Annotated in this window: 12 protein-coding genes; 2 read left to right on the forward strand and 10 right to left on the reverse strand. The window is 40.1% G+C overall.

What is annotated here, in order from left to right; genetic code table 11:
* Positions 1 to 197: 197 nt before the first annotated feature.
* From cyoD to acnA, 10 genes are all read right to left on the reverse strand, one after another.
* Positions 198 to 926: a cytochrome o ubiquinol oxidase subunit IV gene (cyoD, locus tag PVV66_RS00140; protein WP_273717513.1), complete on the reverse strand. Its 729-nt coding sequence runs from the start codon at positions 924 to 926 to the stop codon at positions 198 to 200.
* Entirely contained in the window at positions 926 to 1,594 is a 669-nt protein-coding gene (locus PVV66_RS00145) for a cytochrome (ubi)quinol oxidase subunit III (RefSeq protein WP_273717512.1), read from the reverse strand. Before PVV66_RS00145 ends, cyoD begins: the two co-directional genes overlap by 1 nt.
* Entirely contained in the window at positions 1,591 to 3,609 is a 2,019-nt protein-coding gene (gene cyoB / locus PVV66_RS00150; protein ID WP_273717511.1) for a cytochrome o ubiquinol oxidase subunit I, read from the reverse strand. The genes PVV66_RS00145 and cyoB overlap by 4 nt, the downstream gene beginning before the upstream one ends.
* Before the next feature lie 75 nt (positions 3,610 to 3,684).
* Positions 3,685 to 4,656: a ubiquinol oxidase subunit II gene (gene cyoA, locus PVV66_RS00155; RefSeq protein WP_273717510.1), complete on the reverse strand. Its 972-nt coding sequence runs from the start codon at positions 4,654 to 4,656 to the stop codon at positions 3,685 to 3,687.
* 124 nt (positions 4,657 to 4,780) lie between these two features.
* Positions 4,781 to 5,230, reverse strand: coding sequence for a type II 3-dehydroquinate dehydratase (gene aroQ, locus PVV66_RS00160; RefSeq protein ID WP_273717509.1), 450 nt, complete (start codon positions 5,228 to 5,230; stop codon positions 4,781 to 4,783).
* 55 nt (positions 5,231 to 5,285) lie between these two features.
* On the reverse strand, positions 5,286 to 6,419 hold the full coding sequence (recF, locus tag PVV66_RS00165; RefSeq protein WP_273717508.1) for a DNA replication/repair protein RecF: 1,134 nt from the start codon (positions 6,417 to 6,419) through the stop codon (positions 5,286 to 5,288).
* Between the two features lie 20 nt (positions 6,420 to 6,439).
* Complete coding sequence (gene dnaN / locus PVV66_RS00170) at positions 6,440 to 7,561, reverse strand: DNA polymerase III subunit beta (protein ID WP_273717507.1); 1,122 nt, start codon at positions 7,559 to 7,561, stop codon at positions 6,440 to 6,442.
* Positions 7,562 to 7,748: 187 nt separating this feature from the next.
* Complete coding sequence (gene dnaA / locus PVV66_RS00175) at positions 7,749 to 9,320, reverse strand: chromosomal replication initiator protein DnaA (protein ID WP_273717506.1); 1,572 nt, start codon at positions 9,318 to 9,320, stop codon at positions 7,749 to 7,751.
* Between the two features lie 704 nt (positions 9,321 to 10,024).
* Positions 10,025 to 10,291, reverse strand: coding sequence for a 30S ribosomal protein S20 (rpsT, locus tag PVV66_RS00180; protein WP_100128210.1), 267 nt, complete (start codon positions 10,289 to 10,291; stop codon positions 10,025 to 10,027).
* 238 nt (positions 10,292 to 10,529) lie between these two features.
* Positions 10,530 to 13,217, reverse strand: a complete 2,688-nt coding sequence (gene acnA, locus PVV66_RS00185) for an aconitate hydratase AcnA (protein WP_273717505.1) — start codon at positions 13,215 to 13,217, stop codon at positions 10,530 to 10,532.
* A 296-nt stretch (positions 13,218 to 13,513) separates the two neighbouring features.
* Here acnA and ccmA point away from each other — a divergent pair, with 296 nt between their 5' ends.
* Together ccmA and ccmB are read left to right on the forward strand one after the other, a co-directional pair.
* Positions 13,514 to 14,125, forward strand: a complete 612-nt coding sequence (ccmA, locus tag PVV66_RS00190; RefSeq protein WP_273717504.1) for a heme ABC exporter ATP-binding protein CcmA — start codon at positions 13,514 to 13,516, stop codon at positions 14,123 to 14,125.
* Positions 14,126 to 14,136: 11 nt separating this feature from the next.
* Positions 14,137 to 14,802, forward strand: coding sequence for a heme exporter protein CcmB (ccmB, locus tag PVV66_RS00195; RefSeq protein WP_273717503.1), 666 nt, complete (start codon positions 14,137 to 14,139; stop codon positions 14,800 to 14,802).
* Positions 14,803 to 14,825: the final 23 nt, after the last annotated feature.

Genomic DNA, 14,825 nt, shown 5'->3' on the forward strand with positions numbered 1-14,825 from the left:
AGCTATTTGTTTGAAAAAATTAAAGCTTGATTAAATACTCAATGGACCGTTTTGTTAAAAATACAAGTATATTCAAAACCATGATACCCATTCCACCGATATCTTACACTTAGCCCCCTCTTCATATTCTATGAACTTAGCAACAACATTTGTGGAGCTGATACATGCCGCATCAGCTCCACAGGTATTTATCACAACTATTCTACAGGAGTTTGCATACTTGGAACTTGATCCATGGGCATTTCTGAACCAGGCGCTTGATCTACAGGAGTTTGCATACTTGGAACTGGCTCCATAGGCATTTCTGAACCAGGTGCTTGATCTACAGGAGTTTGCATACTTGGAACTGGCTCCATAGGCATTTCTGAACCAGGTGCTTGATCTACAGGAGTTTGCATACTTGGAACTGGCTCCATAGGCATTTCTGAACCAGGCGCTTGATCTACAGGAGTTTGCATACTTGGAACTGGCTCCATGGATATTTCTGAATCCACCATCTTTTCTGGCTGTTTTCTTACGGATATATCTTTGTTTGATAATTGCTCAGATATTGAAGAATCATCTACACCTGATATTTTCGGTTCAATAACACGTCCTGAACCACCCATCATATTATAATTCAAATGGGAAATAGCCCACCAAGTTCCCCCAATAATAACAAAAACGCAAATAGCAGCAAACCATAAAGCGCTTAAATTCCACTTGGCATCTGGACCAGAGTTCAAGTGTAAAAAGAAAACAATTTGTACTATAATCTGAATAATCGCCATCCCAATAAGATATGCAACCTTTGTACTAATTGCCCAACCTTCCATCATTCCATACATCACAGGAATAAAAGAACCCAAGGTGAAAAATACAGCCAGAATAAAACCGACTAAATAGGAACCAGTACTGGGACCATGTGTTTCATTTTGCATGCTCATCACAACGCTCCTAATAGATAAACCATGGTGAAAACACCAACCCATACAATATCAAGTAAATGCCAAAAAATGGAAAGGCATGCTAAACGTGTTTTATTATTCTGATCCAAGCCATGACGACGAAGATGAAAAAACATCACGACCATCCAAAGAAGACCAACACTTACGTGCAGTCCATGCGTACCAACCAAAGCAAAAAACGCTGACCAATAAGCAGACAGTATCTCCCGTCCAAAAAGTTGTAGACCTGTTGAAGGATCAATACCCGCATAAGCATTTGGATCGTAATAAAATACCTCACTCAAGAGTTCATGGAATTCGTAAAGTTCCATAGCAATGAAACAACACCCAAATACAAAGGTTATAGCCATCCATAAACGCACACCACTGATGTTGTTTTTATGTGCTTGTACCATTGCAAAGCCATAAGTGACGGAAGAAAACAATAAAAAAGCAGTCTCAACCAAAACAAACTTTAAATCAATAAACTCATTCCCTGCCTTACCGCCGCCATAAGAAGCAGAAAAGACAGCAAAACTTGAAAAAAGTGTCGAAAACAGGATTAAGTCTGAAAGGATATAGACCCAAAAACCAAACGTCATTACCGAGCTACTATCGTGGTGAAGTTCATCCACAGTACTCGCATTATTCATTGTTACTGCACTCATACTGTCACTCCTTGTTCTTTAAGAACAGCTGTAAAGGCATCTTCCGTTTTTTGTACTTCTTCCGCTGGAATATAATAACCATGGTGATCACCTGTTAATGAATGACACACAAGCGTTGCAATAAAACCAACCAGCCCGATCGCAACAAGCCACCAAATATGCCAAACAAGCGCGAAACCAACAACTAATGAGAAGAAACCAGCAATAATTCCAGCTGATGTATTCGATGGCATATGAATTTTTGTAAATCCACTTGTTGGGCGTTGATAACCACTTTTCTTCATATTCCAATAAGCATCATCAGACTGTATCTTGGGAAGGAGAGCAAAATTATAGGAAGGAGGTGGTGAAGAGGTAAACCATTCAAGTGTACGCGCATCACCCCAAGAATCATTTAACGTTACTGGTAAGTGACCTTTATGCTTAATACCGTACCAAATTGCCAAAACAACCTGTAACACAAAACAAAGGATACCAAGTAAGATAATAAAAGCACCTAGAGCAGCAATAATAAACATCGGCTGCCAACTAGGTTCCATGTAATGCTGAAGACGACGTGTTGCCCCCATTAAACCAAGGGCATAAACGGGGAAAAAGGCAAGATAAAAACCAATAAACCAACACCAGAAAGATGCAATACCTAGTATGCGATTTGGTTTATAACCGAAAGCTTTTGGAAACCAAAAAGCAAGCCCTGCTAAATAAGCAAAAACCACACCACCAATAATCGTATGATGGAAATGTGCTATCAAAAAGAGCGAATTATGGAACTGCCAATCAGCAGGGACAATCGATAATAAAACACCCGTTAATCCACCACCAACAAACGTAAAGATCATTCCCATGCACCAAAGCATCGGAGGCTCAAAGCGTATCCTTCCTCTATACATCGTGAGCAACCAATTGAAAACTTTTACACCTGTTGGAACTGCGATGATCATCGTAGCAATACTAAAGAACGTATTTACAGCTTCACCGCCGCCCATTGTAAAGAAATGATGTCCCCAAACAAGAAGCGAAAGAATCAAAATAACCACCATGGCCCATATCATGGAAGTATAACCAAAGAGGCGTTTTGAAGAAAAAGTTGAGACAACTTCAGATACAATGCCAAAAGCAGGAACAACCAAAACATATACTTCAGGGTGGCCAAAAACCCAAACATAATTAATCCACACCATTGGATTTCCACCACCAACATTTGAAAAGAAATTCATATTCAAATAACGATCACATGCTAAGAGTGCAAAAGCGACAGTTAAGACAGGATAAATAACTAAAATAAGGACATTGCTGACAAAAGCGCTCCAACAAAAAACAGGCATTTTCATCATTGTCATTCCAGGAGCGCGCATCTTAATCAGAGTCGCAACGAAATTAACTGCCCCCATTGTCGTCGCGATACCAGAAAGCTGAAGCGACCATAAATAATAATCTACCCCTGTATCTGGGCTTGTTTGCAACTCTGTAAAAGGTGGATACATTAGCCAACCACCACGACCAAAATTACCAACACCTAAGGATATATTAATCAAAATCGCCCCAGCTGCCGTAATCCAAAAACCTAGATTATTTGCAAAAGGAAAAGCAACATCACGCGCACCAATTTGAAGCGGTATAAGATAATTAAAAAGACCAAATAAAATAGGTGTAGCCATGAAAAAAATCATGATCGTGCCATGCGCCGAAAAAATTTGATCAAAATGCTCAGGGGGTAAATAACCTGCTGTTTCACTCCCAAGAGCTAAAGCTTGATGCGTCCGCATCATAAGCGCGTCCGCAAAACCGCGAACAAGCATAATAATTCCAAGAATTATATACATAATACCAATGCGTTTATGATCAACAGTTGTAATCCAATTTCGCCATAAAATTCCCCACCACCCAAACGCTGTTAAAGCAACAACAGCAACTAAACCAATCACAACAATCGCGATACATGTATACAAAACGATTGGTTCATGTGCAAGCGCATGAAAAGCACCTGCCGTAGGATCTGTAAGTCTTCCAAACATTTCTTAACCCATTTCAAATGAAATTCAAGTTTAAAAGAAACCTTATATTAAAAGGGCTCTTTCTCTATTGATCCTTTAAATAACATCAGGATCAAATACTGAACACAGTGCACCCCACAGTGTCTGAGCAGCAGCACGTTTCATTAAATCTTCATTACATACCGTATTTTCATCGACACACCGATTAACAATACGATAGTAAAGCCGCTTCTCAACAGGTGCAAAATAACGAACTTCAGCATCTTTTTCCTTCGCAGCAATATCACCCATACGAGGCGCAATAGAAAGCTGACGATAAGATTTACGATCAAGAGCTCGACCATTAGCCCGAGCTTTCACAATCCAATCCTCAAAATCCTGCGAAGACACAGAATGCCACTTAAACCGCATCCCTGAAAAACCATCGCCACTGTAATTTGCTGAGGTTCCTTTGAATACTCCTTGTTCTTCAGCAATCAAATGCAACTTAGCATTCATTTGTGGCATAGCGTAAAGAACTGTACCTAATTTAGGAACCCAAAAGGCATTGACAGAATTTTCTGACGTCAATTGCAATAAAACTTGACGTCCTTTAGGCGCGTAAATTTCATTAATCGATGCAACGCCATATTGAGGATAAATAAAAACCCATTTCCAATCAAGAGCGATAGCATCAATCTGCAATGGTTCTCCTTCACCCACAACCTCTATTGGAAGAGGATTTGCAGGCTCAAGCTTATAGGTATAATAAGCTGTTAATGAACCTAAAATCATTACGATTACAATTGGAATACCCCACATTAAAGCTTCAATTTTATTTGAATGCGCCCAATCAGGGGAATAGTTCGCTTTCGTATTCGATGCACGATATTTTATCGCTAAAAATACCACACTCACCATGACCGGAATGACAACGCAAAGCATAACAAGCACACAGACAACGATCAAAACGAGCTGTTGACGTGCTACATAACCGGATGGTTGAAGAACATCCACTTTACAACCAGACAAAAGCAGTGCTCCCCCTAAAATCACAAGCATCTCTAATTGTCTAACAAAGCTTTTCATCTTTATTTACCCCCGTCATACGCACTAAAAATTTTCATAAATATAATACCTCACATTGTACAGATTTGAAAATAATTATCAAGTGAATTCAATGCCTATATTACGCTTATCCAACGCTCACTCTTTACCTTTTACAATTTATTAATTGTTTTGCAATATGCTCAAGAGCAAACCGATATCCATCACTTCCACACCCAGTTATGATAGCGTCGACACCTGCAGATGTATAAGAATGATGACGGAAAGTTTCACGCTGATAAATATGGGATAAATGAACTTCTACTTTCGGCCCTGAAAACATTTTTAAAGCATCAAGAAGAGCGACAGATGTGTGACTGTAAGCCGCGGGGTTAATGATCAATCCAGAACTTAGCCCTATTGCTTCTTGTATCCATTCTACTAATTGTCCCTCATAGTTACTTTGATAAAAATTTATGATAACCCCGGCTTTTTTGGCCCATTCTCTGCATTTTTTTTCAATATCTCCTAGCGTTTCAGTTCCATAAATTTCTGGCTCACGTTGACCCAGAAAATTTAAATTAGGACCATTTAAAATCGTTATCATCACAGACATAGCAAGCCTTTTCTTCTCAACCACCACTTAATTAAAAAAATATTTAGCATGTTTTTTACAGCAATAAAGTGCCATCTTTAATCTCAAAAAATTCTGCGCGTCCTTTTAAATCATCAAATAAAAGACGATCTGTTCCTGTCATAAATGTTTGCACAGCTAAATCATCAAGAATATCAAATAAAGCAGCACGTCGATGTGAATCAAGATGAGCAGCCATTTCATCAAGAAGAAGAATGGGAGCTCTTTGTGATATCATACCTGTTAGACGTGCATGACACAAAACTAAACCTGTCAGTAGCGCTTTTTGTTCACCTGTTGAACAAGATGTTGCTGCTCTATTTTTATCCGCATAAAAAACTTGTAAATCTGTGCGATGCGGTCCTTCTAATGTCCGCCCAGCAGCACGATCTATTGCACGATTACGCCGCAACATATCACAAAATTGCTCTTCAACTTCAGTCGCTGATATTTCACCAAGAGCTGTTTCTAAAAAACCATCAATTTGCAAAAAAGCTCGTGGAAAAGGTATCTGAGATGGCATTTGTGTAAACATATCGTTTAAAAGCCGAATAACATCAATACGCGCCGCAGAAATAGCTGTCGCCAATTCTGCCATCTGCTTTTCTAAAGCATTAAACCAAGCATAATCTTCATTGCCATCCAAAAACAAACGATTACGTGCACGCATCGCTCTATCATAATCGGCTATGCGGCGACTATGCAAAGGATCAATCGCCAAAACCATACGATCCAAAAAACGACGACGCTCAAGCGAAGGACCTGTAAAAAGACCATCCATAGATGGTGTTAAGATACTAATATGACAGTAATCTGTTAAGCAATCACTTGGCACATTCACACCATTAATATGGACCTTTCGACTGTTATCGCTAACCTCCAAAGCAGTACCGATCTTTACTTCACCATAAAGAGCACATTCAAGACATGCAAATACAACAAATCCTTCACCACCACCATCTATAAAGCTAACGTCAGAATATGCAGCCCGTCGCAAACCACGGCCCGGAGAAAAAAAAGATAATGCCTCTAAAAGATTTGTCTTACCCGCACCGTTGTGGCCAGTAAAAACCACATGCTGACCCGAAAAATCAATATTAAAAAAAGGATAATTACGATAACGTAAAAGTTTCAACTGCCTCACAGCCACTTTGTGCACATGACTTGCCATGCATTGCAAAACAATTGCCCCTAAACGCGAATAGGCATCAGTACATAGAGCACATCCGCATCATCATTATCGCGAATCAGAGCTGGCGCTCCAGCTTCAGCCAACATAAAAACCATCTCATCGCTTGAAAGCTGCCCAGCAATATCCAAAAGATAGCGCGAATTAAACCCTATCTCAAGGGGATCAGATGAGTAAGTTACGGATAATTGATCTTCCGCACTGCCCGAATCAGGACTATTAACAACAAGCCTTAACTGTCCATGCTCAATCGTTAACTTAACTGCCCGCCCCCGATCACTTGAAATCGTTGAAACACGATCAACGGCAGAAGAAAAATTCTGCCTATTAACAACCAATTCCTTATCATTGCCAAGAGGGATAACACGTTGATAATCTGGAAATGTTCCATCAATTAACTTTGATGTAAAAATCACAGAACCTACAGAAAAACGAATCTTTGTCTCTGAAAGCTCTATACATACATCACCATCATTTTCTTCTGAAAGAAGTTTTTGCAACTCTCCTACAGCTTTACGAGGAACAATAACACCAGGAATTCCTTCAACTCCTGGAGGAGCTTCCATCTCAACTTGTGCCAAACGATGACCATCAGTCGCAACCAAACGCAGTTTCAAAACATCATCATTAATAACATGGAAGTAAATACCATTAAGATAATAGCGGGTTTCTTCAGTAGAAATGGCAAATTGCGTACAATCAAGTAAATGTTTCAACCCTGATGCCGATAGAGAAAAGCGATAACCAAACTGCCCAGGAAGTGACTCTGGAAAATCTGCCTTTGGAAGACATTGAAGCTGAAAATGTGCACAACCGGAAACAACGGACATTGTACTCGCTTGATTCTCATCGACGGATAAGACAACTTCACTGCCATCAGGAAGTTTCCGAATGATATCATAGAGCAAATGTGCTGGAACAGTTGTTGCTCCAGCTTGTTCAACATTAACTGTAAAAGATTCTGTAACCTCTAAATCAAGATCTGTTGTCTTTAACTGTACATGACCATTTTCTGCATCAATCAGCACATTCGACAAAATAGGAACAGTATTACGACGCTCTACCACACGGTGAACACGACCAAGAGACTTGAGAAATTGATTGCGATCAACTGTAATACGCATAAAAGCCCCGTATGATTTACCAAAAACTATAGAATTCCTTAGAACTGAAATAATAGATCCTTTTTAGAGAATCGCTTGCTAGAGTTTATTAAACCTCTTTTAAAATGGCAAGTCACTCTTGCATAAGAAAAAACAAATCCTTTCATTAAATCCCTTAGAGTTTCTTAAAATAAAGAAATGATAAACACTATACAGCCTGCTCTCCAATCAACCGCTTCAACAATTCAAGTTCCTTGGCCAAGGTTTGATCACCACAAACTAAATCTTCAATTTTACGCACAGCATGTAAAACTGTTGTATGATCACGCCCACCAAAACGGCGCCCTATTTCTGGCAATGAGCGAGGCGTTAATACTTTCGCTAAATACATTGCAACTTGTCGTGGTTTTACAACCGTACGTGTTCGACGATTAGATAACAAGTCCTGTTTAGAAACATTATAATGGCGTGCTACCGTACGCTGAATTTCTTCAATCCGAATACGCTTAGGTTCACCTGGACGTGTCAAGTGACCTAATAACTCATCAATCCGCTCTAAAGATAAATCAGACTCAAAAGATTGACGAAATAAGAGCTGGTTAAATGCGCCTTCAATATCGCGCCCCGACCCTAAAACCGTTTTCGCAATATATTCCAAGACATCATTAGAAATTGATATCATGCCGTCATCTTGCTGTGCCACTTTCAACCGCTGGCGCAACATTTGCAAACGCATTTCATAATCTGGTGCCTCAATTTCAAGGGCAACTCCTCCCTGAAGACGAGACCGAACGCGAAGATCAAGCGATTCTAATTCCGCTGGTGGACGATCTGCAGCGACAACAACTTGTTTTGCACTATCAAGCAACATATTAAGCAAATGGCAAAATTCATGTTGTATCGACTTACCCTGCAAAAACTGCATATCATCAATAATCAAAAGGTCGATATCGCGTAGCTGTTCTTTAAAAGAAAGAGCATCATTATCACGAATAGCTGTTGCAAAACGCCACATAAAATATTCAGCAGTTAAATAAATAACACGTGCAGACGTTAAACGCTTCAATGCAGACGCTGCAATCGCTTGAAGCAAATGTGTTTTTCCTAAACCAACAGACGCATGAATAAAAAGAGGATTAAAACGCAAAGCACTTTTATGCCCCTCCGCAATTGAACGTGCTGCTGCTAAAGCAACGCGATTAGAAGCCCCCTCAACAAAACTTTCAAAAGTATAGCGAGAATCAAGTGGAGATCCAAAAACTCCCGCTTGAGAACTCTTGGCTGAATGCTCTACACAACTCTCAACAAAAGATGAAGTCACCTGCTCCTCTAGCACAACAGAAGGCGCACTTGTTTTACAAACAACATCCTTTGAAACGCGTTCCATACCGCGAACGACGACTTCAACACGAAGAATTGCTGAGTTCTCTTGTTTCCATAAATGAGTCAAAAGAGAACCATAGTGATTATTAATCCATGAACGTAAAAAAGCGGTAGGAACAGAAAGCTTTACAAGAGTATGACTATACTCAGCAAGTTTCACACGACCAAACCAGCTGGTATAAGCCTCAACACCAACCTGCGCCTTTAATTGTGCCATAACACGTATAAAAGCCGTCGCACTTTCCTCCTCTGAAACAATAGAATGCCCTATAGAAGCATTGCTACAAACGACCTCACCACTCTCCGTCATCCTATTCTTTATTATGTTCTCTGCCGACAGGACATTCACCGAAACCCTTTTAAAGGAACTAGCTTTAGAGTTCAATTTATCCACCATCTTCCATCCTGATAAAAATAAAATTTTGTCCTGCCAAACAGCTAAAATAAATCTAGCGAAGGCAAAACGCCCTACCCCAAACAAGATTACTCACCCTCCCCTAGGGATAGCCTCATCACAACCCCACTAACAAAGATGACCAATAAGATTTACTTGCACTCATGATATGACCCACCCTTCTAAAATGGTAAACATACCAATTAAGAAAACTAAAAAAAACGTTAGGAAAGCTATCCAACACAAAAGCTGCGAAAAGCCTAAACCAAAGCATTCTATATTCAACAAAATACAGGATAATAGGCTGATGTGACCCCTTCATGCTTTTTAGTCTTCACAAGAACCATACAAAACAGCAGAGGTAAAATGCAAGAGGTCAAAATAAAGTCAAAAGCCCAAAAAAAATGCTTGTTTCAATGAGGAATGAGAAAAATAATTGATTCAATTCATTTTTTTCCTCTGAATTTACCAATCATTAAAGAATCTCTTCAGATTAAAAAAAAAAAATAAAATGCTTGACAAAAAAGACTCTGTAAAAATCCACAAAGCTTGTGGATAACCAAACTCCCCCCTATAAACTTTCTCTCCTTTTTCAAGAGGAGAATCGCTGTCGATTCTTATTTTCAATAGAAACTTTTTGAAACAATAAAACAAAAAGCCAGCATCCTTACGGATACTGGCTTGATTCTGAATAAAACAGAAAAAGCTTAAACGCTGAGAGCCTTCAAACGCCTCGCTAAACGCGATACTTTCCTCGCAGCAGTATTTTTATGAAAAACTCCTTTAGAAACCGCACGCATAATCTCAGGCTCAAAATTCTTAAATGCAATTTCTGCAGATGCCTTATCGCCTCCCGCTAAAGCATCATCAAACTTACGCATAAAAGTACGAACGCGTGAACGGCGGGCCCTATTAACCTGTGTGCGTGCTGCAACCTTGCGCACCGCTTTTCTAGCAGAAGGTGTATTCGCCATAAAATAATCTCTCTTTCAACACCTTGGTAAAATGAGTCTCAATAATAACTCTACCAATATAAACAAACCTATCTCAAGCAAAACTATAAAGCTGCTTACAATTTCCGTAGCTTATAGCGCAATGTCAAAGCCAACGTCAATTAAATTTTCAAAGACAGACATAAAAAACGAAACCAAACTCTTTGATCCGAAACTTTATAGCTTAATCGTTTAAAGATATTCCTCAACAAAAAGGCATTTAAACGGCTAGCTTACGCAAGACATATTGCAAAATTCCACCATGATGTAAATAATCCAGCTCATCTTCAGTATCAACACGGCATAATAATGGAACGGCTTTTACCGTACCATCAGAAAAAGTAATTTTCGCTACGGTCTTTTGACGAGGTTTTAAATTATGAATCCCTTCAATTGTTACCTTTTCATCTCCCTTTAAGCCTAAAGATTTCCAACTTAGCCCCTCCTCAAAGACAAAAGGGACAATGCCCATACCAACAAGATTAGAGCGATGAATCCTTTCAAAGGATTGCACAATCACCGCTTTAACACCAAGAAGATTGGTCCCCTTGGCAGCCCAATCGCGTGATGATCCATTACCATATTCAATCCCCGCAAAAACAACGAGCGGAATACCTTCTTGTTTATACGCCATTGCTGCATCGTAAATGGTTTGTTCTATCGCTGAGGGATAATGAACCGTATAACCTCCTTCTCGACCATTTTCTCCTAACATGAAATTACGAATGCGGATATTGGCAAAGGTCCCACGAACCATAACTTCATGATTCCCACGGCGCGTCCCATATTGATTAAAATCAGCCACCTTAACACCATGATCCATTAAATATTTTCCAGCAGGAGAAGCTGCCTTAATAGAACCAGCAGGAGAAATATGATCTGTCGTGATTTTATCACCAAACAAACCTAAAATTCGTGCATCCTTAATATCTGGTAAGACATCCGGCGTTTTCTGCATATCATCGAAATAAGGTGGATTACGGACATAGGTGGATTGCTCATCCCAAGAATAGGTAGACCCTGTAGGGATCTGAACTTTTTGCCAATTTTCATCTCCTTTAAAAACATCTGCATATTTTTCGGCAAAAACCTTACGCGTGACATTTTCTTCGATAAACGCCTGGATTTCTTGAGAAGTTGGCCAAATATCTCTCAAGTAAATCGGTTGACCATCTGAATCTTCACCAAGAGGTTCCTTGGTTAAATCTTTACACACCGTCCCGACAAGTGCATGTGCAACAACTAATGGAGGGGAAGCTAAATAATTCGCTTGCACATCAGGGGAAACACGCCCTTCAAAATTACGATTTCCTGAAAGAACTGCAGCGGCAATGATACCATTGTCATTAATCGTTTTGGAAATAGCTGGATGCAAAGGACCAGAATTCCCAATACATGTTGTGCACCCAAACCCTACTAAGTTAAATCCTAATGCATCTAAATCCTTTTGCAATCCCGAATTTTGAAGGTAAGCTTCAACGACTTGTGAACCAGGTGCAAGAGAAGTTTTTACCCATGGCTTACTTTTGAGACCTTTTGCCACAGCATTTCGGGCCAAAAGACCTGCTGCAATAAGAACACTTGGATTCGATGTATTTGTACAAGAAGTAATCGCTGCGATTACCACATCACCGTGACTAAGCGTATATTCTTCTCCTTCAACCTGATAATGCTCATCTTGTCCAGAAGTTTTCTTATAGTCTTCAACCAATGCCTTTTCAAAACCTTGCCCAACATTTTCCAATGCAATACGTCCTTCAGGACGTTTAGGACCAGCCATAGAAGGAACAACGGTTCCCATATCTAATTCAATGGTATCACTAAAAATGGGATTAGCCACCACTTCGTCATGCCACATTCCTTGTGCTTTGGAGTAAGCCTCCACTAAGGCAATTCGATTTTCATCACGCCCTGTCATATTGAGATAACGCACCGTCTCCTTATCAATTGGAAAAAAGCCACAGGTTGCTCCATATTCAGGTGCCATATTCCCTATCGTCGCCCGATCAGCAAGCGTCATATGCTCCAAACCAGGGCCAAAAAATTCAACAAATTTACCAACAACACCCTTCTGGCGGAGCATTTGGGTCACCGTCAACACCAGATCGGTAGCTGTTACACCTTCTTTAAGCTTCCCTGTTAGGCGAAAACCAATCACTTCAGGTAACAACATAGAGACGGGTTGGCCTAACATTGCCGCTTCGGCTTCAATGCCACCAACACCCCAACCTAAAACACCCAAACCATTAACCATCGTCGTATGCGAATCAGTTCCCACACAAGTATCAGGATAAACTGTCTCCCCCCCCTCTTCATTCTTCATCCACACGCATTGTGCTAAATATTCGAGGTTAACCTGATGACAAATCCCTGTTCCTGGAGGAACAACGCGAAAATTTTGAAAGGCTTGTTGTCCCCATTTCAGAAAACGATAACGCTCACCATTGCGTTCATATTCATGCTCAACGTTTTCCTTAAAAGCCATGGGAGTGCCAAAATCATCAACAATAACTGAGTGATCAATGACGAGATCAACGGGGATGAGAGGATTAATTTTTTCAGCGTTACCACCAAGTTTGACCATAGCATCACGCATTGCAGAAAGATCAACAACCGCCGGAACACCAGTAAAGTCTTGCATAAGAACGCGTGCAGGACGGTAGGCGATTTCTGCCCCTGCGCTCCCTTTGTCGCTTAACCATTTAGCAACATTGAGGATATCCTCTTTTTTAACCGTGCGACCATCTTCAAAGCGCAATAAATTTTCGAGAATAACTTTCATCGAAAACGGCAAACGCGAAATGCCTTCAAGCCCATTCTTCTCCGCTTCGATCAAGCTATAATAAGTATATTCTTTGCCATTAACATTTAACGTTCTGCGACAATTAAAGCTATCAATGTGAGTCATGACTGTCCACCCTCATACTACAAACTACCCAATTTCCAGGAATGAACAACACAAACCACGAGTCAAGGTCGCAGCTTGAGTGCAGACGCAATTACCTCCGCCATCCACTTCCCCCTCCACCTTGCATAGGTAAATGCGGAAATCAGCGCCAAAAACCATTCTACACCAGATTTTGATGTAACGCACCTCTTATAGAACTATTTCTAGAACTATTCTAGGGACAATTGCATAAAAAAACGTGTTTTTTTATTCTATAATGCAATAAAGAATAGGAAAATAAAAAAATAGGCAATCGCATGGTGTTATCAGGCAAAGATTTAGCAGCTTACAGAAACGAGGAAATTCTATTCAAAGGTCTTTCTTTTCGTTTATTTCCACAGCAATTGATAACAATCACTGGACCAAATGGCATTGGAAAATCTACATTACTCCGAATCATTGTCGGTCTTCTTGAACCTGCTGAAGGTCATATAATACTTAAAGACTATGAACAAAGATACCCTGTTACAACTGCGTGTCATTATCTTGGTCCTCAAAATGCCATGAAACCTCTTTTATCTGTCATTGATAATTTGCAATTTTGGGCAGAGTTTTATGGACAACCTCTATGCTCCCCCTATGAAGCCCTTGCCGATCTTGGTCTTTCTGATCTTGAATATTTACCCTTTAACGCTCTGTCTACTGGACAACAAAGGCGTGTCGCTCTTGCCCGCCTTTTGCTCTCCTATCGTCCTATTTGGATTTTAGATGAACCCATATCGGGACTTGATAACCATGCTCAAAAACGCCTTACTCGTATTCTCCAGCGTCATCTCAATCAAGGTGGTATGATTATCGCCGCAACCCATAATTCTTTAGGCATTCCAGAAAACCATACAATCGCTCTGGAAAAATTTTTACCTCTCTAGGAGAGAATAAAATGAAAGCACTGTTCTGGCGTGATCTTAAACTATTATTAGCGCCACAAGCCTCGTCGCTAACAGGACTATTGTTTTTCATCGCTGTTGTGATCATAACCCCCTTTGCTATTGGACCAGATCCCAAAATTCTTGCACAAATAGGGCCAGGAATATTGTGGTTTGGTGCCCTTCTTTCAGGACTCCTTAATCTGAATAAACTTTTTCAAATTGATCGTGATGATGGCAATCTCGACCAATTTATCCTTTCAGAACAAAGACAAAGTTTTATGCTGATTGTCTTTACCAAATGCATCGCCCATTGGGTAGGAACGATGCTTCCTCTCATTTTTGCTACGCCTATTTTGTCCCTCATGCTCCACTTAGATGTAACGATAACTTTTACAACAATACTTACTCTTTTATGCGGAACACCTGCTATTATTTTTATTGGCGCCATAGGAGCAGCACTTGCAAGCTCATTGTTGCATAGCACTCTTCTTATTTTCATCATTATCTTACCGTGGATCATTCCAATTATGATTTTTGGCGTTTCAGCGGCTACGGCTCCAACAAATCCAAATGCCTCTTTTCTCACTTCCCTAGCTCTTCTTAGCGCTTTTTCACTTTTTTTGAGTCTCTTTAGCTCTTTTGTTGCCGCACTAACGCTCAAGCTTTTATCAGAATAATAAAAGATGATTGCCGCATAGCA

This window comes from Bartonella sp. AU16XJBT (assembly GCF_028618665.1).
Lineage (GTDB): Bacteria > Pseudomonadota > Alphaproteobacteria > Rhizobiales > Rhizobiaceae > Bartonella.